Annotated in this window: 20 protein-coding genes; 8 read left to right on the top strand and 12 right to left on the bottom strand. The window is 71.4% G+C overall.

Going from position 1 to position 25,207, the window contains the following annotated elements:
- Positions 1 to 27 precede the first annotated feature (27 nt).
- Positions 28 to 399: an NTP pyrophosphohydrolase gene (locus RIN80_RS08560; RefSeq protein ID WP_309094910.1), complete on the bottom strand. Its 372-nt coding sequence runs from the start codon at positions 397 to 399 to the stop codon at positions 28 to 30.
- A gap of 80 nt (positions 400 to 479) precedes the next feature.
- Here RIN80_RS08560 and RIN80_RS08565 point away from each other — a divergent pair, with 80 nt between their 5' ends.
- From RIN80_RS08565 to RIN80_RS08575, 3 genes are all read left to right on the top strand, one after another.
- On the top strand, positions 480 to 1,499 hold the full coding sequence (locus RIN80_RS08565; RefSeq protein WP_309094911.1) for a hypothetical protein: 1,020 nt from the start codon (positions 480 to 482) through the stop codon (positions 1,497 to 1,499).
- Between the two features lie 231 nt (positions 1,500 to 1,730).
- Positions 1,731 to 3,002 (top strand): nucleotide sugar dehydrogenase, encoded by a 1,272-nt coding sequence (locus RIN80_RS08570; RefSeq protein WP_309094912.1) that lies wholly within the window; start codon positions 1,731 to 1,733, stop codon positions 3,000 to 3,002.
- Positions 2,999 to 4,771 carry a glycosyltransferase gene (locus RIN80_RS08575; RefSeq protein ID WP_309094913.1) on the top strand — a complete coding sequence of 591 codons (1,773 nt, stop codon included), beginning with the start codon at positions 2,999 to 3,001 and terminating at the stop codon, positions 4,769 to 4,771. The genes RIN80_RS08570 and RIN80_RS08575 overlap by 4 nt, the downstream gene beginning before the upstream one ends.
- A gap of 62 nt (positions 4,772 to 4,833) precedes the next feature.
- On the opposite strand, the gene RIN80_RS08580 is transcribed toward RIN80_RS08575, so the two are convergent.
- From RIN80_RS08580 to RIN80_RS08605, 6 genes are all read right to left on the bottom strand, one after another.
- Positions 4,834 to 6,261: a polysaccharide deacetylase family protein gene (locus RIN80_RS08580; protein ID WP_309094914.1), complete on the bottom strand. Its 1,428-nt coding sequence runs from the start codon at positions 6,259 to 6,261 to the stop codon at positions 4,834 to 4,836.
- Between the two features lie 59 nt (positions 6,262 to 6,320).
- Positions 6,321 to 7,760 carry a cellulose binding domain-containing protein gene (locus RIN80_RS08585; RefSeq protein WP_309094915.1) on the bottom strand — a complete coding sequence of 480 codons (1,440 nt, stop codon included), beginning with the start codon at positions 7,758 to 7,760 and terminating at the stop codon, positions 6,321 to 6,323.
- Between the two features lie 162 nt (positions 7,761 to 7,922).
- Positions 7,923 to 10,052 (bottom strand): 3-hydroxyacyl-CoA dehydrogenase NAD-binding domain-containing protein, encoded by a 2,130-nt coding sequence (locus RIN80_RS08590; RefSeq protein WP_309094916.1) that lies wholly within the window; start codon positions 10,050 to 10,052, stop codon positions 7,923 to 7,925.
- Complete coding sequence (locus RIN80_RS08595; protein WP_309094917.1) at positions 10,049 to 11,266, bottom strand: acetyl-CoA C-acyltransferase; 1,218 nt, start codon at positions 11,264 to 11,266, stop codon at positions 10,049 to 10,051. The genes RIN80_RS08590 and RIN80_RS08595 overlap by 4 nt, the downstream gene beginning before the upstream one ends.
- 120 nt (positions 11,267 to 11,386) lie before the next feature.
- Positions 11,387 to 12,424: a LacI family DNA-binding transcriptional regulator gene (locus tag RIN80_RS08600; protein ID WP_309094918.1), complete on the bottom strand. Its 1,038-nt coding sequence runs from the start codon at positions 12,422 to 12,424 to the stop codon at positions 11,387 to 11,389.
- The gene (locus tag RIN80_RS08605; RefSeq protein ID WP_309094919.1) at positions 12,421 to 14,793 is read right to left on the bottom strand and encodes a glycoside hydrolase family 2 protein; all 2,373 of its coding nucleotides are present in this window, start codon (positions 14,791 to 14,793) and stop codon (positions 12,421 to 12,423) included. The genes RIN80_RS08600 and RIN80_RS08605 overlap by 4 nt, the downstream gene beginning before the upstream one ends.
- A gap of 163 nt (positions 14,794 to 14,956) precedes the next feature.
- Here RIN80_RS08605 and RIN80_RS08610 point away from each other — a divergent pair, with 163 nt between their 5' ends.
- Genes RIN80_RS08610 through RIN80_RS08620 form a run of 3 tightly spaced genes read left to right on the top strand, consistent with a single transcriptional unit; the run spans position 14,957 to position 18,044 of the window.
- Positions 14,957 to 16,270 (top strand): ABC transporter substrate-binding protein, encoded by a 1,314-nt coding sequence (locus RIN80_RS08610; RefSeq protein WP_309094920.1) that lies wholly within the window; start codon positions 14,957 to 14,959, stop codon positions 16,268 to 16,270.
- The gene (locus RIN80_RS08615; protein WP_309094921.1) at positions 16,270 to 17,217 is read left to right on the top strand and encodes a sugar ABC transporter permease; all 948 of its coding nucleotides are present in this window, start codon (positions 16,270 to 16,272) and stop codon (positions 17,215 to 17,217) included. The genes RIN80_RS08610 and RIN80_RS08615 overlap by 1 nt, the downstream gene beginning before the upstream one ends.
- Positions 17,214 to 18,044 (top strand): carbohydrate ABC transporter permease, encoded by an 831-nt coding sequence (locus tag RIN80_RS08620; protein ID WP_309094922.1) that lies wholly within the window; start codon positions 17,214 to 17,216, stop codon positions 18,042 to 18,044. Before RIN80_RS08615 ends, RIN80_RS08620 begins: the two co-directional genes overlap by 4 nt.
- A gap of 15 nt (positions 18,045 to 18,059) precedes the next feature.
- Here the strand turns inward: RIN80_RS08620 and RIN80_RS08625 are convergent, their stop codons facing one another.
- The 3 genes from RIN80_RS08625 to RIN80_RS08635 form a co-directional block, all read right to left on the bottom strand.
- Positions 18,060 to 19,349, bottom strand: coding sequence for a ribonuclease D (locus RIN80_RS08625; RefSeq protein ID WP_309094923.1), 1,290 nt, complete (start codon positions 19,347 to 19,349; stop codon positions 18,060 to 18,062).
- Between the two features lie 225 nt (positions 19,350 to 19,574).
- Complete coding sequence (locus tag RIN80_RS08630) at positions 19,575 to 20,237, bottom strand: response regulator transcription factor (RefSeq protein WP_003993737.1); 663 nt, start codon at positions 20,235 to 20,237, stop codon at positions 19,575 to 19,577.
- A 322-nt stretch (positions 20,238 to 20,559) separates the two neighbouring features.
- Complete coding sequence (locus tag RIN80_RS08635) at positions 20,560 to 21,234, bottom strand: DUF3000 domain-containing protein (RefSeq protein ID WP_309094924.1); 675 nt, start codon at positions 21,232 to 21,234, stop codon at positions 20,560 to 20,562.
- A gap of 110 nt (positions 21,235 to 21,344) precedes the next feature.
- Between RIN80_RS08635 and hemE the strand changes: the two genes are divergently transcribed.
- Complete coding sequence (gene hemE / locus RIN80_RS08640; RefSeq protein ID WP_309094925.1) at positions 21,345 to 22,412, top strand: uroporphyrinogen decarboxylase; 1,068 nt, start codon at positions 21,345 to 21,347, stop codon at positions 22,410 to 22,412.
- Positions 22,413 to 22,430: 18 nt separating this feature from the next.
- Here hemE and RIN80_RS08645 read toward each other — a convergent pair whose 3' ends face one another.
- A complete protein-coding gene (locus RIN80_RS08645; protein WP_309094926.1) occupies positions 22,431 to 23,249 on the bottom strand; it encodes a rhomboid family intramembrane serine protease in 819 nt (272 codons plus the stop codon).
- 134 nt (positions 23,250 to 23,383) lie between these two features.
- Here RIN80_RS08645 and RIN80_RS08650 point away from each other — a divergent pair, with 134 nt between their 5' ends.
- The gene (locus tag RIN80_RS08650; protein WP_309094927.1) at positions 23,384 to 23,716 is read left to right on the top strand and encodes a hypothetical protein; all 333 of its coding nucleotides are present in this window, start codon (positions 23,384 to 23,386) and stop codon (positions 23,714 to 23,716) included.
- Between the two features lie 75 nt (positions 23,717 to 23,791).
- Here the strand turns inward: RIN80_RS08650 and RIN80_RS08655 are convergent, their stop codons facing one another.
- Positions 23,792 to 25,189, bottom strand: coding sequence for an FAD-dependent oxidoreductase (locus RIN80_RS08655; protein ID WP_309094928.1), 1,398 nt, complete (start codon positions 25,187 to 25,189; stop codon positions 23,792 to 23,794).
- Between the last annotated feature and the right edge of the window lie 18 nt (positions 25,190 to 25,207).

Raw genomic sequence — 25,207 nt, forward strand, 5'->3', positions numbered from 1 at the left:
CGGGCCGCCCGATCCGGTCCCGGGCCGTTACGGGCGCACCGTGCGCGGCCCGGCCACCTCCGCGCCCAGGGTGCCGACCCGGTCGCGCAGCTCGCGGTCGGCCGTGACCACCAGCACGGAGCGCTCGCCTGCGGACGCCACCACCTCGACGATGTGGTCGTCCCCGCTGCCCGGCGCCGACGACACCCGGACCCCGGGTACCGACTCCACCCCCCGGGCCGCCCCCTCCACGACGAGGACGATCTCCACCGGCCCGGGCACCCCCGGCACCCCGTCCGCCGCCAGCCGGTCGCGCAGCCGCTCCGCGGCCCCACGCCGGTCCCGCCACCACCCGTCCGGCACCGATCCGACGACATTCGCGGCGTCCACCACGACGAGGAGAGGCTCAGCGGTGTTCATGCGGCCAGGGTCGCACGACGGGCGCCCCGGCACGCGGGGGTGGGCCGCGGCGGGCCGCCGCGCCCGCATAAAGTGAACTGGTGAACGGCGACTGGCTCCTGCGCGGCCGTGACGGCCGCCTCACCGTCTACCTGCCCTCCGGCGAAGCCGTCCTGTGCCGGGCGGAACGCGGCCCCGGCGGCCCCTGGGAGGGCACCCCGCGCACCGTCGGCGGCACCCAGAAGCTGCACCCGGGCGCGACGGTCGGGCAGGGCGCCGACCGCTACGCCCACCTGGCGGCCTGGCGGCCCACCGTGCCGGGGGAGTCGGGGCTCGTGCACACCACGCACTTCCGGCCCCTGCTGGCCCCCCTGGACTGGGCGCCGATCGGGCACCCCGACAAGAAGGGCGACCGGACCGGGCCGCCGGCCGTGGCCGTCGACGGCCCGGGGCGCGGCTACGTCTTCGTCCGCAACGCGGGCGGCGGGGTGAGCCTGCGCAACCAGAAGGTGAAGGGCGGCTGGGGCGGCTGGCTGGACCTCGGGGGGCAGGACGTCGAGGAGCGGCTGGCCCCCGTGGCGGGGGAGTCGGGGCTGATCGAGCTGTACGCCTGCGCGCCCGGCGCGATCCTGCACTGGCGGCAGGAGGGTGACGGGAAGAAGCCGGTGCGGGCCGGTGAGGTCGAGGTCGCCGTCCGTCCCGGGACCCTGCGCGCGCTCGCCACGTCGGCCGAGCACACCACCGTCTTCTTCACGGACATGTCCGGTGACCTGTGCGCCTGGCGGCCCGGTGAGAAACCGGTGCCCCTCCTGGCGGCCGCCGGGCCGGGGCCGGTCTCCGCGGTGCGCTGTGTCATCGAGGGGCACGACTGCACCGTGCTCGCGCAGCGCTCGTCGAGCGGCCGGGTCGCCTTCGCCGCGTACCCGACCGAGCAGGAGTCGGCGGGGGCCTGGTGGACGGAGTCCGGCCCGCAACTGCCGTCCGACGCCCTGGTCGCGGTGGCGCTGGACGAGCACGAGGAGCTCGTCGCGGCCTCGCTCTCGCCGTCCAGCGGGACCCTGCTCCTGACCCGCCGCAAGGACGAGCCGGGGCTCGCGCTGGAGGCCTGGCGGGAGATCTGACGCCCTGCCGGAAACAGGGGGGAGCCCTTCATTCCGGGGCTCCTGACGCACCAGACACACGAAGTGTGGCGAGGGTTGTACAGATGCGCGCGTGACAAGGCGCACCCTGGATGAACATGGTCAAAAAGTGAAGATCTTGTTAGCCTCCTTTGACTTGTTCGATTTTGCTCGGGGGGCCGGTTGCTGCTGCGTCTGGCCGACGCCGTGGCAACGGGGTTGGGGAATGATGTCGTGAGCAGATCCTCCACGGTGGATCTTGTCGTTGTCGGACTCGGTTACGTGGGACTGCCGCTGGCCAGATCCGCCGCCGCAGCGGGTCTGAAGGTGGTCGGACTCGACCGCAGCCGGCGGGTGGTCGACGGACTGAACGCCGGCCGTTCGCACGTCGACGACATCACCGACGCCGACGTGCGCACCATGCTGGAGCAGGGCTTCCGCGCCGTCGACGAGGCCGGGGTCATCGCCGACGCCGCCGCGGTGGTCGTGTGCGTGCCGACCCCGCTGACCGACCACGGCGCCCCGGACCTCGGCGCGGTGCACGCCGCCGTCGACGACATCGCCGCCCACCTGAGGGCCGGCACGCTCGTCGTGCTGGAGTCGACGACGTACCCGGGCACCACCGACGAGGTCGTCCGCCCGCGCCTGGAGGCCGGCGGACTGCGGGTCGGCGTCGACTTCCACCTCGCCTTCTCCCCGGAGCGCATCGACCCGGGCAACGCCTCCTTCGGCCTGGAGAACACCCCCAAGGTCGTCGGCGGCGTCACGGCCGACTGCACCAAGGCCGCCCGTGCCCTCTACGAGCGGTTCGTGCAGCGCGTCGTCGAGGCCAAGGGCACCCGCGAGGCCGAGATGGCCAAGCTGCTGGAGAACACCTACCGGCACGTCAACATCGCGCTCGTCAACGAGATGTCGATGTTCTGCCGGGAGATCGGCGTCGACCTGTGGGACGCCATCCGGTGCGCCTCGACGAAGCCGTTCGGGTTCGCGCCCTTCTACCCCGGCCCCGGCGTCGGCGGGCACTGCATCCCGATCGACCCCAACTACCTGTCGTACAAGGTGCGTTCGCTGGGCATCCCGTTCCGGTTCGTGGAGCTGGCGCAGGAGATCAACCAGCGCATGCCCGTGCACGTCGTCAACCGCGCGGCGGACCTGCTGAACGACCAGGGCAAGGCCGTGCGCGGCTCCCGGGTGCTGCTGCTCGGCGTGACGTACAAGCCGGACATCTCCGACCAGCGGGAGAGCCCCGCGCTGGCCGTCGCCGAGAACCTCCTCACGCGCGGCGCCGAACTCGTCTACTTCGACCCGCGGGTCGAGGACTGGCACGTCGACGGTGCCCCCGTCGAGCGGGCCGGGGACTACCTCGCCGCCGCCGAGGCCGCCGACCTCACCATCCTGCTCCAGCCGCACCGCGAGATCGACCTGGACGCGCTCGCCGACCGCGCCCGGGCGCTGTTCGACACCCGGGGCAAGTCCGCCGACCATCCGCGGGTGGTCAAGCTGTGACTGCCGACGATACGTACATACCGGGAGCCGTCGACTCCGGTGGCCGTCGGGCCCACCGCAAGCGGCGGCACCTGAAGGTCTCGTACTTCGTCTTCCTGGGCCTGGCCGCGCTGATCGCCACCCGGCTCGACGCCGGCTCGCTCCACCTGTACTCGATGGGCGCCATGGGCCTGCTGGCCCTGAAGATGATCGGCGCCCTGTTCTACCGTCCGGCCAAGGCCGGGCGGGAGGAGCTGGAGTACCTGGAGAACGCCTGGGTCACCGCGGTCATCCCGATCTACAACGAGGACCCGGTGATGTTCGAGCAGGGCATGCGCAGCCTCCTCGCGCAGAGCCGCCTGCCGAACGAGATCCACATCATCGACGACGCCAGCGCCAACGACTCCGGCATCCGCGCGGCCAGGAAGCTGCGCCGCGAGTTCGAGGCCAAGGGCGTCAAGTACACCGTCAGCGTCCAGCCCGAGAACAAGGGCAAGCGCGAGGCGCTGGCGCTGGGCTTCGAGGCCGCGCCGTACTCCGACATCTTCCTGTGCGTCGACTCGGACACGGTGCTGTCCCGGGACACCGTGCGCGAACTGCTGCTGCCGCTGGCCGACGAGAAGATCATGGCCTCCACCGGCATGGTGCTGGCGCTCAACCACGACAGCAACATCTTCACGCGCCTGCAGGACCTGCGCTACGGCAACTCGTTCCTCTTCGAGCGGGCCGCCTACTCCCGGCTGAAGTCGGTGCTGTGCTGCTGCGGCGCGCTCTCCGCCTACCGCGGCACGCTGGTGCGCAAGTACCTGCCGGACTTCCTCAACCAGCAGTTCCTGGGCAAGCCGGCCGTCTTCGGCGACGACCGCCGCATGACCAACTACTGCCTGATGGAAGGCCAGGTCGTCTTCCAGGAGACGGCCGTGGGCTACACCGCCGTCCCCGAGAAGCTGCCGCACTTCCTGCGCCAGCAGGTCCGCTGGAACAAGTCCTTCTTCCGCGAGTCCCTGTGGGCGTTCCGCCACCAGAAGAAGTACCGCCCGGCCTTCTGGCTGACCTGCATGGAGCTCGCGCTCTGGCTGGTCTTCGGCTCGGCGATGTTCTACTCGATGGTCATCCTGCCCATCATCAAGCCCCAGCAGTTCCTGAACCACATCGGGGACTACCTGATCTTCATGGTGCTCATGGGGTACCTGCGCAACGTCCGCTACCTCGACTTCCCGCGCCGCGGCATGGGCTTCGTCAAGCGCTTCGGCATGTTCCTGCTCGCGCCGATCTACGGCGTGATCCAGCTGACGCTGCTCACCCCGCTGCGCTTCTACGCCCTGTTCACCCTGCACAAGGGCAGTTGGGGCACCCGTCAGGGCGGCGTGGAGGTGTCCGTGGCCGGTGACCACGAGCACGACGTGACGGAGATCTTCGAGGAAGAGGACCCGTACTCCGACAAGAAGGTCACCGAGACGCTCCAGCTGATGCGCCTGGAGGGCGTGGCCCTGCGCACCCGGCCGCGCCCGGCGGGCGGCATCCCCTCCCAGCCGCAGCCGATCCCCGGCTACGACGAGGAGCAGCACGCGGCCGTCCCGCAGCAGCGGGTGTCCTGGGGAGCCCCGGCACCGGCCGGCCAGCAGCAGTGGCAGGGCGGCGGCTACGGTCAGCCCGACCCGTACCAGCAGCAGTACCCGGGCCACGGCCACGACCCGCAGCAGGGCGGCCACCCCTACCAGGACCCCTCGTGGCAGCAAGGCCAGGGTCAGGGGCACGGCCAGGGCTATGGGCAGGGCGGCGGCTGGTAGGGCCGCGAAGGAACGGAGAGAGGGGCGGCCGGGGGGCCGCCCCTCTCTTGTGCGTCCGGGCCTCAGGTGTACGAGGCCATGGCCTCCTCGACCGTCAGCACCGGGATGTCCCGGTCGTCGATCGCCTTCATCAGGGTCTCCAGACCGGCCTTGCCGATCTCGGTGCTGGTCGCCGGGGGGCCCTCGGTGACCTTGTGCAGGCAGAGGATCAGCCAGTCGCCGCTGTTGACGCACCGGTCGAGCCTGCCGCCCGGGCCCGTCAGCTTCGACAGGGCCGTACCGCCGATGCCCGTGCCGTCGTTGATGCCGGTCAGCGCCTTGAGGCGGTAGGGCATCGCCGGGGCGAAGGACTCGATGGTCTCGGAGATGATCGACCGGGCGGTGGTGAAGTGCCGGCTGGCGATCTGGTCGACCGGCACGCCGTCGGACGTCTTCTGGAACGCGCCGTGCGGGTAGGCGAAGTGCTCGCTGGTGAAGCCGTTGGACACCAGCCACTCGCGCAGCTTGCGGAAGTCGTCGTCGGCCTGCTCGGCGGTCAGCTTGGGGTAGCTGGCCGTGTGCACGGCGTTGGCGTACGAGTGGCCCGCCATCTCCCAGCCGGAGAAGTCCTGCATGGAGCGCATCTGGCCCATCGTCAGGAAGCTGCCGGTGCCGATGGCGTCGGCGATGTTGTAGACCGTGCCGGGGAAGCCGTAGCGGTCCATGACCGGCCGGGCCAGGTCGTGGATCGACTTGTGGGAGTCGTCGAAGGTGATGGAGACGACGCCCTTGGGGAAGACCGAGACGGTGTCCGGGATCAGCTCCACGGCCTGCAGCCGGTAGGTCACCGGGCCGCCCGCGTTGTCGTACACGGCGAACGACATGTCCGTGAAGCCGGTCTTCGTGGACGGCTTGCCGTCCGCGCCGATGGAGTACGTACCGGCCGCCGCGTTGACGTCCGCCCACTGGAGGTGGACGGTGACCCACTCGCCGGACTGGACGTAGTTGGCCGACGTCTTGGAGTGGACGTGGAAGGTCCAGGCGAAGTGGTTCGCGAGCGAGCCGCTGCCCAGGTAGAAGACCATCTTGGCCAGGTTGGTGACGTCGTCGACGCGGAAGACGAGCCGGATCATCTTGCCGCTCAGGCTCATCGCGCTCAGACCCGTCCTGCGGACGTAGGACTGCTTGCCGGTGCCGTTGGTGGTCACCCGGACCGCCTGGGTGCCGCGGACGAACTGGGTCTTGTCGTTCGCCTCGGCCGAGGCCGTGCCCGCGCCGCCCGGCGTCCAGCCGTGGCCCGACTGGAACTGCTGGGACCAGCTGGCCCGGCGGTACTTCGGGCGGCGCCCGGAGGGGGCGTAGAGGGGAGGCGTGGTGAGGCCTCCGATGGCTCCCTCGGCGGCGGCGGGGGCGGCGGCCGGCTGTGCCATCACCTTGCCCATCCACGCCCCGGCGCCGGCCATCGCGACGCCCCCCGCGCCGCCCATCAGCAGCGCGGAGCGCCTGCTCACCACCGGTTTGTTCTCCGTTGCCTCGGCAGCGTGCCTGTGGGCGCCGGACCGCCTGTTCCTCACCGGGTCTCCCGAACCGTGTCGAAGTAGGTCATGCCCTCGCCGGTGAAGTCCGCCACCTCGGCCTGGACCTCCTCCGCCGACAGCGTGTCGTTCGCGTTGTAGTAGAGCCAGTCGACCTTCATGTCCCAGGCGCGTTCGCCCTTGAACGGCAGGTCGATGAACCAGTGGTTGAAGTTCACGGACATGTCCGCGCGCGGCGCGTACTTGCCGTTGCTCAGGAAGAGCTTCTTGCCGTCGAGCCAGTAGGCGACCACGCCGTCCTTCACCCGGATCAGCACGGTGTGCCAGGCGTCGAGGCTCTTGTTGGTCGTCTCGTAGACCCGGTCGTTGGTCTTGTGGTCGTACCAGGTGACCGTGTCGAGCTTGGGACCGGGCCGGCCCCAGCCGCCGTTGGGCATGTACTCGTTGTCCAGCTCGCTGTACTTCGAGCCCTTGCCGCCGATGGTGTAGAAGGTCTGGTTGACGTGGTCGCCGGCCTTGCCGGTGGACGGCCCGTCGCTGAAGTGGATGCGGGCCGCGTAGGTGCCGTCGCGGAACTTGCTCGCGGCCGTGCCGAGACTCGCCTGCTTCGTCCCGGCCTTCGTGCCGTCCGTGCTCGCCCGGAGGTTGAGCACCTGGCCGTCCGCGTGGGAGCCCTCGGCGGTGGGGAAGCTGACGCCCTGAGCCGACCAGGTGTTCTCGATGCCGGGACCGCCCTTGCTGGTGCGGACCAGCCAGCCGTGCTTGAACAGGGCGGGATCCTTCGGGCCCAGGTAGTTGAAGTCGTCGAACAGCACCCCGGCCGGCGGGGCGGGCAGCGCCTCGGGCGCGGACTTCGCCGTGGCCTTCTTCTCGTCGCTCGCCTTCGTGCCGTCCGGTTCCTCACCCCAGGCGAGGACGCCCCGCTTGTACGCGGTGACCTCCTCGGCCTCCTTGTAGGACGTCTTCTCCGCGTCGAAGGAGCGGTCGTCGGACTGCTTGAGGTTCTTGTGGTCGGTGCGGAACAGCTGGACGTCGATGCCCTTGCTGTTGGCGCCGGGCTTCAGGTCGCCGGCGCCCTCGGTGAACCTCAGCTCCAGGTAGTGGTCGGCGGTGCCGGTGGGCTTGTCCATCGCGACGATCCGCCCGGCCACGTTCGAGCAGCCGAAGACGGCGTTCACACAGTTGTAGGCGTACGCGGCCTCGTCCTCGGCGGTGAACCAGTACCGGAGCGTGACGTCGCTCAACGGCAGTGGCGTGCCGGTGTCGTTGAAGACCTCCAGGGACGGCTTGGCCGCCGCGGCCGTGGCCGGGGTGTCGGTGCGGTAGCGGACCTTCAGCTCGGGCGGGTCCGGGTTGGCCGCCTTCCACACCGGGTACAGCGCGGTTCCGCCGGCCGCCACCACGGCCACGAGGAGCAGGAGCCTGAGCTTGGGCCACACCCGTCGTCCGGACGGTCGGCGGCGGGAGGACGCCACGGAAGACTCCTTCTCAAGACACCGGCGGCCTTGGGTGGAGACCGCCGGAGCCAGGTAAACAATGGTCGGATTGTGTGAGGATCCTATCCGTGCAGGCATACGCAGAGGGGGGCGGGTGCACGGATTGTTACCGTACGCCCCACCCCCCTCAGGGGTAACGCGTTACGCCGGGACGCTCGCGACGCCCGGAGCCAGGAACGTCTTGCCGTTGACGCGCTCGGAGACACCCTCGCGGTCCAGGTACGGCGTGATGCCGCCCAGGTGGAACGGCCAGCCGGCGCCCGTGATCAGGCACAGGTCGATGTCCTGCGCCTCGGCGACCACGCCCTCGTCGAGCATGAGCCCGATCTCCTGCGCGACCGCGTCGAGCACCCGCTCGCGCACCTGCTCCTCCGTCAGGACGGTGTCACCCTGCTTCAGCAGCGCGGCGACCTCGGGGTCGAGCTCGGGCTTGCCGCTGTCGTAGACGTAGAAGCCGCGCTTGCCGGCCTCGACGACCGCCTTGAGGTTCGGGGAGACCGTGAAGCGGTCCGGGAACGCCCGGTTGAGCGTCTCGGAGACGTGCAGGCCGATGGCCGGGCCGACCAGCTCCAGCAGGACCAGCGGCGACATCGGCAGACCGAGCGGCTCGACGGCCTTCTCGGCGACCTCGACGGGGGTGCCCTCGTCGATGACGTTCTGGATCTCGCCCATGAAGCGGGTCAGGATGCGGTTCACGACGAACGCCGGGGCGTCCTTCACCAGCACCGCGGTCTTCTTCAACTTCTTGGCGACGCCGAACGCCGTGGCCAGCGAGGCGTCGTCGGTCTGCTCGCCCCGGACGATCTCCAGCAGCGGCAGGACGGCGACCGGGTTGAAGAAGTGGAAGCCCACGACCCGCTCGGGGTGCTGGAGCTTGGACGCCATCTCCGACACCGACAGCGAGGAGGTGTTGGTGGCGAGGATCGCGTGCGCCGGGGCGACCGCCTCGACCTCCGCGAACACCTGCTGCTTGACGCCCATCTCCTCGAACACGGCCTCGATGATGAAGTCCGCGTCCGCGAAGCCCTCGGCCTTGTCCAGGACCCCGGTCACCAGCGCCTTGAGGCGGTTGGCCTTGTCCTGGTTGATGCGGCCCTTGCCGAGCAGCTTGTCGATCTCGGCGTGGACGTAGCCCACACCCTTGTCGACGCGCTCCTGGTCGATGTCGGTCAGCACGACCGGCACCTCCAGGCGGCGCAGGAACAGCAGCGCGAGCTGGGAGGCCATCAGACCGGCGCCGACGACACCGACCTTGGTGACCGGGCGGGCCAGGGACTTGTCCGGGGCCCCGGCGGGGCGCTTGCCGCGCTTCTGCACCAGGTTGAAGGCGTAGATGCCGGCGCGCAGTTCGCCGCCCATGATCAGGTCGGCCAGCGCCTGGTCCTCGGCGTCATAGCCCTGCTGCAGGTCGCCGTTCTTGGCGGCGGCGATGATGTCCAGGGCGCGGTAGGCGGCCGGGGCGGCGCCGTGCACCTTGGAGTCGGCGATGAAGCGGCCCTTGGCGACGGCCTGGTCCCAGCCCTCGCCGCGGTCGATCACCGGGCGCTCGATCTTCAGCTCGCCCTTGAGGACCGTCGCCGTCCAGATCAGCGACTGCTCCAGGAAGTCCGCGCCCTCGAAGATGGCGTCGGCGATCCCGAGCTCGTAGACCTGCTTGCCCTTGAGCTGCTTGTTCTGGTTGAGGCTGTTCTCGATGATCACCGAGACGGCCTTCTCCGGGCCGATCAGGTTCGGCAGCAGCGTGCAGCCGCCCCAGCCGGGCACGAGGCCGAGGAAGACCTCGGGCAGGGAGAACGCCGGCACGGCCGCGGAGACGGTGCGGTAGGTGCAGTGCAGGCCGACCTCGACACCGCCGCCCATGGCGGCGCCGTTGTAGTACGCGAAGGTCGGCACGGCCAGCTGCGACAGCCGCTTGAAGACCTCGTGGCCGCCCTTGCCGATGGCGAGGGCGTGCTCGTGCTCCTTGAGGATCTCCACGCCCTTGAGGTCGGCGCCGACCGCGAAGATGAACGGCTTGCCGGTGATGCCGACGCCGACGATCTCGCCGTCCGCCGCCTCCTTCTCGACCTGGTCGATCGCGGCGTTGAGATTCGCCAGCGAGGCCGGGCCGAAGGTGGTCGGCTTGGTGTGGTCGTGGCCGTTGTCCAGGGTGATCAGGGCGAAGCGCCCGGCACCCAGGGGGAGGTCGAAGTGGCGTACGTGCGCACTCGTGACGACCTCGTCCGGGAACAGTTCGGAAGCCTGCTTCAACAGCTCGGCGGTGGTGCTCACTTGTCCCCCTCGAAGTGCGGGTTCTCCCAGATGACCGTCGCGCCCATGCCGAAGCCGACGCACATGGTGGTCAGGCCGTAGCGGACGTGCGGCTGCTCCTCGAACTGGCGGGCCAGCTGCGTCATCAGGCGGACGCCGGAGGAGGCCAGCGGGTGGCCGAACGCGATGGCGCCGCCGTACTGGTTGACGCGCTCGTCGTCGTCGGCGATGCCGTAGTGGTCGAGGAAGGCCAGGACCTGGACGGCGAAGGCCTCGTTGATCTCGAACAGGCCGATGTCGGAGATCGACAGACCGGCCTGGGCCAGCGCCTTCTCCGTCGCCGGGATCGGGCCGTAGCCCATGACCTCCGGCTCCACGCCCGCGAAGGAGTAGGAGACCAGGCGCATCTTCACGGGCAGGCCGTTCTCCCGCGCGAACTCCTCGGAGGCGATGAGGGAGGCGGTGGCGCCGTCGTTCAGACCGGCCGCGTTGCCCGCGGTGACCCGGCCGTGGACACGGAACGGGGTCTTCAGGTTCTGGAGGTTCTCCAGGGTCGTGCCCGGGCGCATCGGCTCGTCGGCGGTGACCAGGCCCCAGCCCGTCTCACCGGCCTCCGCGTTGGTGCGGCGGACCGAGATCGGCACCAGGTCGGCCTGGATCTTGCCGTTGGCGTACGCCTTGGCGGCCTTCTCCTGGGAGCGCACGGCGTACTCGTCGGCGCGCAGCTTGGTGATCTGCGGGTAGCGGTCGTGCAGGTTCTCCGCAGTCATGCCCATGAACAGGGCCGACTCGTCGACCAGCTTCTCGGAGACGAACCGCGGGTTCGGGTCGACGCCCTCGCCCATGGGGTGGCGGCCCATGTGCTCGACACCGCCGGCGATGGCGATGTCGTAGGCGCCGAAGGCGACGGAGCCGGCGACCGTGGTGACGGCGGTCAGGGCGCCGGCGCACATGCGGTCGATGGAGTAACCGGGCACGGACTGCGGCAGGCCCGCGAGGATGCCCGCCGTGCGGCCGATGGTCAGGCCCTGGTCACCGATCTGCGTGGTCGCGGCGATGGCGACCTCGTCGATCTTCTTGGGGTCCAGGCCGGGGTTGCGGCGCAGCAGCTCCCGGATCGCCTTCACGACGAGGTCGTCGGCACGGGTCTCGTGGTAGATGCCCTTCGGGCCCGCCTTGCCGAACGGGGTGCGGACGCCGTCGACGAAGACGACGTCCCTGACGGTACGAGGCACGATGGCTCTCCTCCAGGGTCAGGATTGCGGTGCTGCTGCGACGCGCTGAGCGCGCGCTCAGTCCCCATGCTACTTATGAGTAACGTGGCTGCACAGTCCTGACAGGCACAGCGGTGAAGGTCACACCTTCGGCGGTGCCGTGGATCCCCGCGGCGTCAGGACGGGTGTGGGCACGGGATGCGACCCGGCCTCACCCCCTGTGATCACCGAGAACAGCGTCCGGGCCACCTCCGCCCCGAAGCCGTGCACGTCATGGCTCATCGCGGACAGCGTCGGATGGGTGAGCCGGCACAGCTGCGAGTCGTCCCACGCCAGCAGCGACACGTCGTCCGGCACCCGCAGCCCCATCTCCGCGGCCACCGAAAGACCGGCCACCGCCATGATGTCGTTGTCGTACACGATCGCCGTCGGCCGGTCCGGCGGCGCGGCCGTCAGCAGCGACCGCGTCGCCCGCGCCCCCGCGTCGCCCGAGAAGTCCGTCGCCACCTGCCACGCCCCGGCCAGCGCCAGCGCTCCCGCCGCCTCGTCGAACGCCGCCGTCCGGATCGAGGTGTGGCCGAGGTCCGCCGCCCCGCCCACCCGGGCGATCCGCCGGTGCCCGAGCGCGGCCAGGTACCGCACCGCCTCCGTCACGGCCGTGGCGTCGTCGGTCCACACCGAGGTGAGCTCCCCGGTCAGCGAGGGGTGCCCGACGGCGACGGCGGGCAGCCCGAGCCGCTGCACCAGACCCACCCGGGGATCGTCGGCCCGGAAGTCGACCAGGATCGACCCGCCGACCTGCCGCCCCCGCCACCACGCCTCCTGGACGCCCACCTCCTCGTCCAGACTCCGCACGAGCCGCAGCAGCAGCGAGCAGGAGTGCTCGGCCAGCACGCTCTCCACGCCCGACACGAACTCCATGTACCAGGGTTCGAGACCGAGCATCCGGGCCGGCCGGCACACCGCGAGCCCCACCACGTCCACCCGCGACCCGGCCAGCGTCCGGGCCGTGAGACTCGGCGCCCAGCCCAGCTCCCGCGCCGCCCGGAAGATCCGGTCCCGGGTCGCCTCGGACAGGCCGGGCTTGTGGTTGAAGGCGAGGGACACGGCACCCTTGGACACGCCGGCGCGCGCGGCGACGTCCTTGATGGTGACGCGAGGGGTCGGCGTTGCCGTCATCGGGTGGGCTCCACGCAGTACAGGGCCGATCGAGCACGTTCCGGGTCCGGAGTCTTCCAGCCGCGCACCCCGATGGTCACCTCTTCGCCCGGCAGCAGCGTGACCAGCCCCCGGTCCGCCCGCGCCGACGGATCGAGCCGGTCGGCCTGCAGCAGCAGGTCCCGCACCAGCGTGCGGGCGGTCACCGTGATCCCCTCCGGGGCGAGCGCGACCTCGAACTCGGGCCGGGGGTAGGCGACCTCCCGGTCGGGCACCGGGAAGTGCACCGCCCGCAGCCCGTCCGCGTCCGCCACCAGGAACTCCGTCGGCCCCGCCGGCACCAGTCCGTCCGGCACCCCGACCCGTGCCACGCTCCGCGCCCCGGCCGCCAGGGGCACGCCGCGCCGCCCCAGCACCTCGCCCTCGACGGACATCCGCCGCAGGGTCAGCGTCCCCGTCCAGTCCCCGGCCGCCTGGTTCACCGCGGCCAGCTCCAGCCGCCCGTCCTCCGTCCCCCGGATCGTCAGCAACCGGTCCGCGTACAGCCGCTTCAGTTCGTGGAACAGCGGCTTCTCGCGCCCGTCCCCGTCGATGGCCGCCCAGGAGGTCACCGGCCAGCAGTCGTTGAGCTGCCAGAGGATCGTGCCCGCGCAGACCGGCCAGTGCGCGCGCCAGTGCTCGATCCCGGCCGCGACCGCCCGGGCCTGGTTGACCTGCGTGAGGTAGTGCCAGCGGTCGAAGTCGCCGTCCGGCACCGCGAAGTGCCGGGCGAGACCGCGCTCCAGCTTGCCGTTGCCGTCGTCGGCCTTCTGGTGGTGCAGCATGCCGGGGGAGTCCGGCGCGAGATCCTCACCGGGCAGCGCCCGGCGCAGAGTGGCGTACGCGGGCGGCGCCTGCCAGCCGAACTCGGCGACGAACCGCGGCACGCTGAGCCGGTAGCCGGCGTAGTCCTCGCGGTTCCACACCTCCCACGAGTGGTGCGTGCCGTGCGCCGGGTCGTTCGGATGGTGCCGCCACGACCCGGACCAGGGGCTGCCCGCCGTGTACGGCCGGGTCGGGTCCAGCTCCGCCACCACCCGGGGCAGCACGCCCAGGTAGTAGCCCTCGCCCCAGGAGTCCCCGGCCAGCCGCGGCTCCCACCCCCAGTCGCGAAAGCCCCACAGGTTCTCGTTGTTGCCGTTCCACAGCACCAGCGACGGGTGCGGCATCAGCCGTACGACGTTCTCCCGCGCCTCGGCCTCCACCTCGCCGCGCAGCGGCTGCTCCTCCGGGTAGGCCGCGCAGGCGAACGGGAAGTCCTGCCAGACCAGCAGGCCGAGTTCGTCGCAGGCGTCGTAGAAGTCCGCGCTCTCGTAGATCCCGCCGCCCCAGACGCGCACGAGGTCCACGCCGGCGGCGGCGGCCTGCTCCAGCCGCTCCCGGTAGCGGGCGCGGGTGATCCGGGACGGGAAGACGTCGTCCGGGATCCAGTTGACGCCCCGCGCGAAGAGCCGCTCGCCGTTCACGACGAGGGTGAAGCCGGTGCCGTGCGCGTCGGCCCGCCGGTCCAGCTCCACGGTCCTGAAGCCGATCCGCCGCCGCCACACGTCCAGCTCCTCGCCGCCGTGCAGCAGCTTCAACTCCACGTCGAACAGCGGCTGTTCGCCGTAGCCTCGCGGCCACCACAGCGCCGGGTCCGGCACCCGCAGACGTACCGTCCCGCCCGTCCCCCCGATCTCCGCGCGGGCCCGCGCCCCGGCCACGGACGCCTCCACGGCGAGCGGTGCCTCCACCCGGGTCCGCTCGACGTCGACGGCCAGCTCGACGACCCCGGTGCCCTCCTCGACGGTCACCAGGGGCCGCACCCGGGCGATCCGGGCCGTCGACCAGTGCTCCAGGCGCACCGGCCGCCAGATCCCGGCCGTGACCAGGGTCGGCCCCCAGTCCCAGCCGAAGGAGCAGGCCGTCTTGCGCACGTACTGGTACGGCTCGGCGTAGGCGGCGGGCCGCTCGCCCAGCCGTCCCCGCACGGCCTCGGCCTCGGCGTAGGCGGAGACGAACCGCACGGCCAGCCGCCCCGACAGCCCCGTGACGTCGAACCGGTACGAGCGGTGCATGTTCCGCACCGTCCCCAGGGGCCGCCCGTCCAGGGAGATCTCGGCGACGGTGTCGAGCCCGTCGAAGACCAGGTCGGTCTGCTCCTGCGCCGACGAGCCGTCGAGTTCCCGCTCGTAGGTCCAGTCCCGGCGCCCCACCCAGGCCACCTCGGTCTCGTTCCGGCCGAGGAAGGGGTCCGGGATCACCCCGGCCGCCATCAGGTCGGTGTGCACGCAACCCGGCACGGCGGCCGGCAGCGCGTCCGGGCCGTGCCGCAGGATCCATCCCTCGCCGAGCGGTGTGACCTCCAGCATGCGCACTCCCTTTACCGGTTCAGTGAAGAGTCGAGTGTCGATTTCGCATCGTTGGCGGGAATGGGACTTTACCGGTTGAGTCAGCGCTGTCAGAGTGCCGAACCAGCCATACCGCACGTGCTCGTCCGTCCCGAGTCCCCCTCCGTGAACGGAGCTGATGCACATGAACCGCCGTACCGTCCTCGCCCTCACCGTCGGAGCGGCCCTGCTGGCCTCCGGCTGCACCGGCACCGGAGGCAGCGCGAAAGGCGCGGATGCGAAGGCGCCCGACGATCCCTCCGAGGTCAGCGGGACCATCACGGTCCTCACCCACCGGACCGACCTCGTACAGGACGGGACGATGAAGAAGTACGCCGCCGAGTTCCGCAGGACGTACCCCGGGGTGAAGGTCGAGTTCGACGCCATCACCGACTACGAGGGCGAAGTCAAGATCCGTATGAACACGGAGAACTACGGCGACGTCCTGATGATCCCGGGCGTGATCGAGAAGAAGGACTACCCCCGGTTCTTCGCCTCGCTGGGCAGCCGGTCCGAGCGGAGCGAGAAGTACCGCTTCACCGACTACACCACCGTGAACGGCAAGGTCTACGGCCAGAGTCCGCTCGGCGCGGTTCCCGGCTTCCTCTACAACAAGAGGGTGTGGCAGCGCGCCGGCGTCACCGACTGGCCGAAGACCCCGGCCGAGTTCCTCGCCGCCCTGAAGGCGATCAAGGCGGGGACCGACGCTGTCCCGTACTACACCAACTTCAAGGACATGTGGCCGCTCACCCAGTGGACCCAGGTCAACGGCTCGGTCAGCTGCGACGAACAGGCCACCACCCGGCTCGCCGAGGGCAACCCGTGGGCCGAGGGCTCCGACCTGCGGACGGCCGACACGCTGCTGTACGACATCGTGCGCGAAGGGCTCGCCGAGAAGGACCCGACCACCACCAACTGGGAGGCCTCCAAGCCGAAGCTGGCCAAGGGCGAGATCGCCACCATGTGGCTCGGCTCCTGGGCCGTCATCCAGCTGCGGGGCGCCGCCGAGCAGGCGGGCGCGAACCCCGACGACATCGGGTTCATGCCCTTCCCGGCGCAGAGGAACGGCACGTTCTGCGCGGTCGCGCTGCCCGACTACAACCAGGCCGTCAACATCCACTCCGACCACAAGGCGGCCGCCCGCGCCTGGATCGACTGGTTCACCGAGGAGTCCGGCTACGCCGAGGACAACCTGGCCCTGTCCCCGCTGAAGGACGACCCGCTGCCCGACGTCCTGGGGCCCTACGAGGAGGCCGGCGTCAGGCTCCTCGACCTCGACGACTCCAAGGGCGCCGAGGTGAAGGCCATCGACAACACCTCCGAGGTCGGCATCAACAAGCCCGACTACCGCCAGGACCTCGTCGACCTCGCCCGCGGAGCCACCGAGGGCAGCCTGGACGACTTCCTGGACGGCCTCGCGAGGAAGTGGACCGAGACCCAGCAGTCCCTGGGGTCCTGATGACGGACACCACCGAGAAGGCGGCCGTCCGGCCCGCCCCCGGCCCGGCCGCCCCACAACCGGCCCCGGCCCCGCGCACGGCACGCCTGTGGCGCGGGGCCACCCCCTGGCTGTTCCTGCTCGCCCCGCTCACGCTCCTGATCGTCTTCACCTACGCGCCGATCGCCAACATGGTCGCGTACAGCTTCACCGACTGGGACGGCGTCAGCCCCGAGCTGCGCTACACGGGCGCCGAGAACTACGCCGAACTCTTCACCCGCTCCGACCTGTTCGAGGTCTTCTGGGTCAGCGGCTACTACCTGGCGGCCTCCGTCCTCCAAGTCGTCGCCGCGCTGTACTTCGCCACGGTCCTGAGCTTCAACGTCCGCTTCCGGAACTTCTTCAAGGGCGTGCTGTTCTTCCCGTACCTGATCAACGGGGTGGCGATCGGCTTCGTCTTCCTCTACTTCTTCCAGGACGGCGGCACCCTCGACTCGGTCCTCGGCCTGTTCGGCGCGGAGACCGACCGCGCCTGGCTGGGCACCCCGGAATCGGCGAACACCTCCCTGGCGGCCGTCTCAATCTGGCGCTACCTGGGCCTGAACTTCGTCCTCTTCCTCGGCGCGATCCAGTCGATCCCCGGGGACCTCTACGAGGCGGCCGAACTGGACGGCGCCAACCGCTGGCAGCAGTTCCGCCACATCATCGCGCCCGGCATCAGGCCGGTCCTCTCCCTGACCGTGATCCTGTCGATCTCCGGCTCCCTGTCGGTCTTCGAGATCCCGTACATCATGACCGGCGGCGCGACGGGCACCGAGACCTTCGTGATCCAGACCGTGAAGCTGGCCTTCCAGTTCAACAAGACGGGGCTCGCCTCGGCGGCCGCGATCGTGCTGCTGCTGATCGTCCTGGCCGTGACCTGGGTGCAGCGGCGCCTCGTCCCCGACGACAAGGTGGACCTCACATGACGCGCCGCGCAGTCGCCCGCGCCCTGATGTACGCGTCCCTGCTCGCCGCGACCGCGGTGGTGCTGCTGCCGCTGGCGGCCGTCTTCCTGACGTCCCTGAAGTCTGAGCGGGAGATGGCCGACGGCAGCGGAGCCCTCGCCCTGCCGGACGACCCGCTGAACCTCCACAACTACGCGACGGCGTTCCAGGACGGCCGGATGCTCTCCGCGTTCGCCAACACCGCGTTCATCCTGGTCTTCGCCATCGGCGGCACGGTCCTGATCGGCTCCATGACGGCCTACGCCATCGACCGGTTCAGCTTCCGCTTCAAGAAGCCGGTCCTGGCCCTGTTCCTGATCGCCGCCCTGGTCCCCGGCGTCACCACGCAGGTGGCGACCTTCCAGATCGTGAACAGCTTCGGCATGTTCGACAGCCTGTGGGCGCCGATCGCCCTCTACACGGGCACGGACATCGTCTCGATCTACATCTTCCTGCAGTTCGTGCGGTCCATCCCCACCTCCCTGGACGAGGCGGCCCGGCTGGACGGCGCCAATGCCTTCACGATCTACCGCAAGATCATCTTCCCGTTGCTGAAACCGGCGATCGCGACGGTGGTGATCGTCAAGGGGATCACCACCTACAACGACTTCTACATCCCGTTCCTCTACATGCCGTCGGAAGATCTTGGCGTGATCTCGACGTCCCTGTTCCGCTTCAAGGGTCCCTTCGGTGCCCACTGGGAGACCATCTCGGCGGGAGCGATCCTGGTGATCCTCCCGACCCTGATCGTCTTCCTGAGCCTCCAGCGCTACATCTACAACGGCTTCACCAAGGGGGCGACCAGGTGAGGAGGCACCCGCCCCCTACGGCGCCTCGGCGGACAACGCGGTCACCAGCACCGGCGTGACCTGTTCGACCTGCCAGGCCCGGGCCCCGTACCCGGCCAGTGCCGCAGCGACGGACTCCGCGTCCACCACCGCCGGCGGCTCCCAGCACACCCGCCGCACCGTGTCCGGCGTGATCAGGTTCTCCTGCGGCATGTTGAGTTCCTCGGCGAGCGCGGACACCCCGGCCCGGGCGGCGGACAGCCGCGCCGCCGCCGCGGGATCCTTGTCGGCCCAGGCCCGGGGCGGCGGCGGCCCGGCCACCGACTGCCCCGGCTGCGGCAGCTGCGCCTCGGTCAGGGCCTTCGCCCGGTCCACCGCCGCCTGCCACTGCTCCAGCTGCCGCTTGCCCATCCGGTGCCCGAAGCCGTTCAGCGCGGCCAGCGCGTGCACGTTGGCCGGAAGGGCGAGCGCGGCCTCCACGATGGCCGCGTCCCCGAGCACCTTGCCGGGCGAGACGTCCCGCCGCTGCGCGATCCGGTCCCGGGTCTGCCACAGCTCACGCACCACGGCCAGCTGCCGCCGCCGGCGCACCTTGTGCATGCCCGACGTCCGCCGCCAGGGGTCCTTGCGGGGCTCGGGCGGCGGGGCCGAGGCGATCGCGTCGAACTCCTGGCGGGCCCACTCCAGCTTGCCCTGCCGGTCCAGCTCCTTCTCCAGCGCGTCGCGCAGGTCGACCAGGAGCTCGACGTCCAGCGCCGCGTAGCGCAGCCAGGGCTCGGGCAGCGGCCGGGTGGACCAGTCGACGGCGGAGTGGCCCTTCTCCAGGACGAAGCCCAGCACGCTCTCGACCATCGCGCCGAGGCCGACCCGCGGGAACCCGGCGAGCCGCCCGGCCAGCTCCGTGTCGAACAGCCGCGTCGGCACCATGCCTATCTCGCGCAGGCACGGCAGGTCCTGCGTGGCCGCGTGCAGCACCCACTCCACGCCGGACAGGGCCTCGCCCAGCGCGGACAGGTCGGGGCAGGCCACGGGGTCGATCAGCGCGGTGCCGGCGCCCGCGCGGCGCAGCTGCACGAGGTAGGCGCGCTGGCCGTAGCGGTAGCCGGACGCCCGCTCGGCGTCGACGGCGACGGGGCCGGAGCCGGCCTCGAAGGCGGCGATCACCCGGGTCAGGGCGGCGTCGTCCGCGACGACGGGCGGAATGCCCTCGCGCGGCTCCAGCAGAGGGATCGGCGCCTCCACAGCAGAAGATCCGCCGTCGTCCGGAGGGGCGCCTCCGGTGGTTCGCAGTGGGCTGTCTGCTGCGGTGTCGTGGGCGTCGGTCACCTGTCAAGGGTATCCATGTATGGACAGCGCCCGCCGACGGAACGTTCCGTCGGCGGGCGCCCGAGGGTCGCAAACCAGTCATGTCGGGGAAGTGGCGGGTTCACGAGCCGCGCGTGAGGGGAAGGGACCGAGCGGCCGGTCCCGTTCACGTGAGTGAATGATCAGGAAGGGTCAGGGCGGGGCGGATCCGGTGATCCGGGGGTGGTCGGTGGTCGGTGGTCGGGGTCAGTGGATGATGCCGGTCCGCAGCGCCACCGCCACCATCCCGGCGCGGTCGCCCGTGCCGAGCTTGCGGGCGATGCGGGCGAGGTGGCTCTTGACGGTCAGCGCGGACAGGCCCATCGAGACGCCGATCGCCTTGTTCGACTGGCCTTCCGCGACCAGTCTCAGGACCTCGACCTCACGGCCGGACAGTTCGCGGTAGCCGCCCGGGTGGCTCGGGGCGCCCGGGGGGCGGCGGTGCAGGCGCGCGGCGGCGGCGCCGATGGGGGCGGCGCCCGGCCGGGTGGGGAGCCCGACGTTGGTGCGGGTGCCGGTGACGACGTAGCCCTTCACACCGCCGGCGAGCGCGTTGCGCACGGCGCCGATGTCGTCGGCCGCGGAGAGGGCGAGGCCGTTGGGCCAGCCCGCGGCGCGGGTCTCGGACAGCAGGGTGAGGCCGGAGCCATCCGGCAGGTGGACGTCGGCGACGCAGATGTCGCGGGGGTTGCCGATGCGGGGACGAGCCTCCGCGATGGACGAGGCCTCGATGACATCGCGCACACCGAGCGCCCACAGGTGGCGGGTGACGGTGGAACGGACGCGCGGGTCGGCCACGACCACCATGGCGGTCGGCTTGTTCGGGCGGTAGGCGACCAGGCTTGCGGGCTGCTCGAGGAGAACGGACACCAGGCCTCCTGGGGTGCGGGACGGGGCCGGCTCGGGGGGTGAAGCCGGGACGAACCGTGCTTTCAAGGTCACAGACGTCTTCGGCAGAGGACCCGTCCGCCTTTAGAGAATGATCACGATTCGGTGATAACAATCCGTGCAATTCGGACACGCGGTCGATCATTCGAAGGCCGGACGGTTTCGGTCTGCGTCGGTACGCGGTCGAAAGTGGCCGTATCGACAAAGTGATTCGGCCAAGAGGGGGACGCGGGTGTGATCGTCGGCAGGGCAGCGTTGACCACCCCGTACAAGTTCGATCAGTACGGGGTGGGAAGGGGTTCGATCAGCGGGACTGGGGACCGCGCCGCTGGGGCAGCGTCACCACGGACGCGTCACCGGGCACGGCCGGGGGCAGCCCCGCGACCTGGGCCAGCAGATCGCACCAGGACGCCAGGTGGGCGGCCGTGTCCGGCACCCCGCCCAGGCCCTCGCGCGGCGTCCACGAGGCGCGGATCTCGATCTGCGAGGCGGCCGGGCGGGCGGACAGCCCGCCGAAGTAGTGGGAGCTCGCCCGCGTGACCGTGCCGCTCGGCTCCCCGTAGGTGAGCCCGCGCGTCTGCAGCGCGCCGGTCAGCCAGGACCAGCACACCTCCGGCAGCAGCGGGTCCGCGGCCATCTCCGGCTCCAGCTCGGCGCGCACCAGCGTCACCAGCCGGAAGGTGCCCCGCCAGGCGTCGTGCCCGGCCGGGTCGTGCAGCAGCACCAGACGGCCGTCGGCCAGGTCCTGGTCGCCGTCGACGACCGCGGCCTCCAGCGCGTAGGAGTACGGGGCGAGCCGCTTGGGCGCCGGTGTCGGCTCCACCTCGACCTGGGGCCGCAGCCGCGCCGCCTTGAGCGCGTCGACGGCGGCCCGGAAGGGCGGCGGGGCGGAGTCCGCCTCCCGCCGGTCGTCCCCGGTGTCCCTCGCTTCGTCCATTCCGCCAGCGCCGTCCGACAGTCGTCCCTGAGCCGCAGCCATGCGGGAAGATTACGGGGACCGGAGCCCGGGTGCGGGCTAGACACCCCGCGCCCGCCCGCGCCCGTCCGGGGGCTGGATCCCCTTGCCCAACGGCGTGCGAAACTTGGCCCGTGAGTGCCAACGACGCCCCCCGGGCCCCGCAGCCGTCCGCCCCGTACGACTCCGCCTTCCTCAAGGCGTGCCGGCGCGAGCCCGTGCCGCACACGCCCGTGTGGTTCATGCGGCAGGCCGGGCGTTCGCTGCCGGAGTACCGCAAGGTGCGCGAGGGCGTTCCGATGCTGGAGTCCTGCATGCGGCCCGAACTGGTCACCGAGATCACGCTCCAGCCGGTCCGCCGGCACGGCGTGGACGCGGCGATCTACTTCAGCGACATCGTCGTCCCGCTCAAGGCCATCGGCATCGACCTCGACATCAAGCCCGGCGTCGGCCCGGTCGTCGAGGATCCGATCCGCACCCGCGCCGACCTCGCCCGGTTGCGCGACCTCACCCCCGAGGACGTCTCCTACGTCACCGAGGCCATCGGCCTGCTCACCCGCGAGCTCGGCGCCACGCCCCTGATCGGCTTCGCCGGCGCCCCCTTCACCCTCGCCAGCTACCTCGTCGAGGGCGGCCCGTCCCGCACGTACGAGAACGCCAAGGCGATGATGTACGGCGACCCCGGGCTCTGGGCCGATCTGCTCGACCGCCTCGCGGACATCACGGCCGCCTTCCTGAAGGTGCAGATCGAGGCGGGCGCCTCGGCCGTCCAGCTGTTCGACTCCTGGGCCGGCGCCCTGGCTCCCGTCGACTACCGGCGCTCGGTGCTGCCGGCGTCGGCGAAGGTCTTCGAGGCCGTGGCCGGCTACGGCGTCCCGCGCATCCACTTCGGCGTCGGCACCGGCGAGCTGCTCGGGCTCATGGGCGAGGCCGGCGCGGACGTCGTCGGCGTCGACTGGCGCGTCCCGATGGACGAGGCCGCCCGCCGCGTCGGCCCCGGCAAGGCGCTCCAGGGCAACCTCGACCCGACCGTGCTGTTCGCCCCGACCGAGGCCGTCGAGGCCAAGACCCGCGAGGTCCTGCAGTCGGCGGCGGGCCTGGAGGGACACGTCTTCAACCTGGGCCACGGCGTCATGCCGGCCACGGACCCCGACGCGCTGACCCGGCTCGTGGAGTACGTCCACACCCACACCGCCCGCTGACCCCGTCCGGCCCGGGACTCACCCCCCGGGCCGTGCCCGCCTGCCGAACAGGACGCCGCGCGGCTGGGGAGGGGGCGGTGTGCCGGGGCGCAGCGGCAGGGCGATCAGCAGGCCGACGACGAACCCGGCGACGTGCGCCGCGTACGCCACCGTGCCGGCGTCGGAGACACCCGCCCCCGAGGAGTACACCGCCTGCAGCACGAACCACAGGCCCAGCACGATCCAGGCCGGCAGCCGCAGCGGCAGGAAGACCAGGAACGGGACCAGCACCCAGACCCGGGCCCTCGGGTACAGCACCAGATAGGCACCCAGCACCCCGGCGATCGCCCCCGAGGCGCCGATCAGGGGAGCGCCGGAGCCGGCGTTGAGGAGCGCGAAGGCGTAGGCGGCCGCGATGCCGCAGACGCCGTAGAAGAGCAGGAAGCGCAGGTGGCCCATGCGGTCCTCGATGTTGTTGCCGAAGATCCACAGGAACAGCATGTTGCCCAGCAGGTGCAGCCAGCCGCCGTGCAGGAACATCGCCGTCAGCACGCTGAGTTCCGGCGACTTGTCGTAGGACGGCGGACCGACCACACAGCCCGGCCCCTGCGGGCCCACGCCCACGTCACCGGTGGGCACCAGACGCGGCATCTCGTGGTGGATCAGCTCCCGCGGCACGGCCGCGTAGTGGTCCAGGAACGCCTGGAGGTGGCACAGCTGGGCCAGGCCGCTCCCGCCCGTGAGGGAGCCGGCCATGCCGGGGGTGAGCAGGAACACGACGACGTTGGCGGCCAGCAGGGCGTACGTGACCCAGGGGGTGCGCCGCACCGGGTTCAGGTCATGGACGGGGATCACCACACCCCACGTGTGCCCGGGGCGCCGCCGGTGAATCGGTGGCGTGGGTGAACGCGGTCGTCGGGGCGTGCGTATGTGTCGGCAACCGCCCGCGGCGCGGGGAAGGCGGGTCGCGGGGCCGACGTGAGGAACAGGCGATGAACGACCGAGTGACTCCTGCGATGCACGCACTGCCGGACGGCGAGGCGGAGCTGACGCTGGTGGTGCGGCTGCCCTGGGAGGACGTGGCCCGCCTCGGCCAGGAGGCCGGACGGCTGGCCGCGCAGTGGCGGCGGCCGGTGACGCTGGAGGAGGCGGTGAGCCACCGGCTGCGCTCCTCGCGGGTGGCCGCGCACGCCAAGCCGGCGGGGGAGCAGCCGCCGGCGGTGACGGCCGCGTCGGCGTCGGTGTCGTCCCTGCCGGCCCGGCCGCCGGCGGAGCAGGCCCGGCAGGCCATCGACCGGATCAACGGGACGGCCGGGACCGCGTAGGTTTCGCCGCAAGGGGTGCGGGTTCTCGTGCGGGTGCGGGCTCGTGGTGGCTTGTCGCGCGGTTCCCCGCCCTCTTCAGGGCGCGATCGAAGCGCGTACCTTCGCCGCCGCCTTGCGGGCCGCCACCAGGACCGGGTCCCAGACCGGGGAGAACGGCGGGGCGTAGCCCAGGTCCAGGGTCGTCATCTGTTCCACCGTCATGCCCGCCGTGAGGGCGACCGCCGCGATGTCGACGCGCTTGCCCGCGCCCTCCCGGCCGACGATCTGCACGCCGAGCAGGCGGCCGGTGCGCACCTCGGCGAGCATCTTGACCGTCATGGGGGAGGCGTTCGGGTAGTAGCCGGCGCGGCTGGTCGACTCGACGGTGACCGCCTCGAAACGGAGCCCGACGCGGTGGGCGTCCTTCTCGCGCAGGCCGGTGCGGGCGATCTCCAGGTCGCAGACCTTGCTGACCGCCGTGCCCACCACGCCGGGGAACGTGGCGTAGCCGCCGCCGGCGTTGGTGCCGATGACCTGGCCGTGCTTGTTGGCGTGGGTGCCGAGCGGGACGTGCCGCAACTGGCCCGAGACCAGGTCGAGGACCTCCACGCAGTCGCCCCCCGCCCAGACGTCCTCGTGGCCGCGCACCCGCATCGAACGGTCCGTGAGCAGGCCGCCGTGGATGCCGAGGGGGAGCCCGGCCGCCCGGGCGAGCCCCGTCTCGGGGCGCACTCCGATGCCGAGCACGACCACGTCCGCCGGGAACTCGCACTCCTGCGTGGCCACCGCACGGACCCGGCCGTCGTCCCCGGTCAGGATCTTCGTCACCTCGGCGTCGTTCACCATCGTGATGCCCAGGCCCTCCATGGCCTCGTGCACCAGGCGCCCCATGTCGGGGTCCAGGGTCGACATGGGCTCACTGCCCCGGTTGACCACCGTCACCTCGTAGCCGCGGTTGATGAGCGCCTCGGCCATCTCCACGCCGATGTACCCCGCCCCGACCACCACCGCACGCCGTCCGCGCGTGCCCGCCAGCGTGTCGAGCAGGGCCTGGCCGTCGTCCAGCGTCTGCACCCCGTGCACCCCGGGCGCGTCGGCCCCGGGCAGATCGGGCCGGATCGGCCGGGCCCCGGTCGCGATCACGAGCTTGTCGTACGGCGTCCAGGACTCGGCGCCCGAGTCGAGGTCCCGGGCGCGGACCCGCCGCCGGCCGAGGTCGAGTTCCGTGACCTCGGTGCGCAGCCGCACGTCGATGTCCCGCGCGCGGTGCTCCTCGGGGGTGCGGGCGATGAGCCGGTCCCGGTCGGTGACGTCGCCGCCCACCCAGTAGGGGATGCCGCACGCCGAGTACGACGTGAAGTGGCCCCGTTCGAACGCCACGATCTCCAGTTCGCCGGGGCCCTTCAGGCGGCGGGCCTGCGACGCCGCGGACATGCCCGCGGCGTCGCCGCCGATGACGACCAGTCGCTCCCTGCGCGTACGGCTCATGCTCATGCGAACACGCTACGGGAG

The organism is Streptomyces sp. (assembly GCF_031181705.1).
Taxonomy (GTDB): domain Bacteria; phylum Actinomycetota; class Actinomycetes; order Streptomycetales; family Streptomycetaceae; genus Streptomyces.

Excerpts from the sequence above, each read along its gene's own strand:
- RIN80_RS08600 (WP_309094918.1), bottom strand. The coding sequence starts at position 12,424 with ATGACGGCAACGCCGACCCCTCGCGTCACCATCAAGGACGTCGCCGCG.
- RIN80_RS08615 (WP_309094921.1), top strand. The coding sequence starts at position 16,270 with ATGACGGACACCACCGAGAAGGCGGCCGTCCGGCCCGCCCCCGGCCCG.
- RIN80_RS08650 (WP_309094927.1), top strand. The coding sequence starts at position 23,384 with ATGAACGACCGAGTGACTCCTGCGATGCACGCACTGCCGGACGGCGAG.
- RIN80_RS08610 (WP_309094920.1), top strand. The coding sequence starts at position 14,957 with ATGAACCGCCGTACCGTCCTCGCCCTCACCGTCGGAGCGGCCCTGCTG.
- RIN80_RS08635 (WP_309094924.1), bottom strand. The coding sequence starts at position 21,234 with ATGGCTGCGGCTCAGGGACGACTGTCGGACGGCGCTGGCGGAATGGAC.
- RIN80_RS08605 (WP_309094919.1), bottom strand. The coding sequence starts at position 14,793 with ATGCTGGAGGTCACACCGCTCGGCGAGGGATGGATCCTGCGGCACGGC.
- RIN80_RS08655 (WP_309094928.1), bottom strand. The coding sequence starts at position 25,189 with ATGAGCATGAGCCGTACGCGCAGGGAGCGACTGGTCGTCATCGGCGGC.
- RIN80_RS08560 (WP_309094910.1), bottom strand. The coding sequence starts at position 399 with ATGAACACCGCTGAGCCTCTCCTCGTCGTGGTGGACGCCGCGAATGTC.
- RIN80_RS08620 (WP_309094922.1), top strand. The coding sequence starts at position 17,214 with ATGACGCGCCGCGCAGTCGCCCGCGCCCTGATGTACGCGTCCCTGCTC.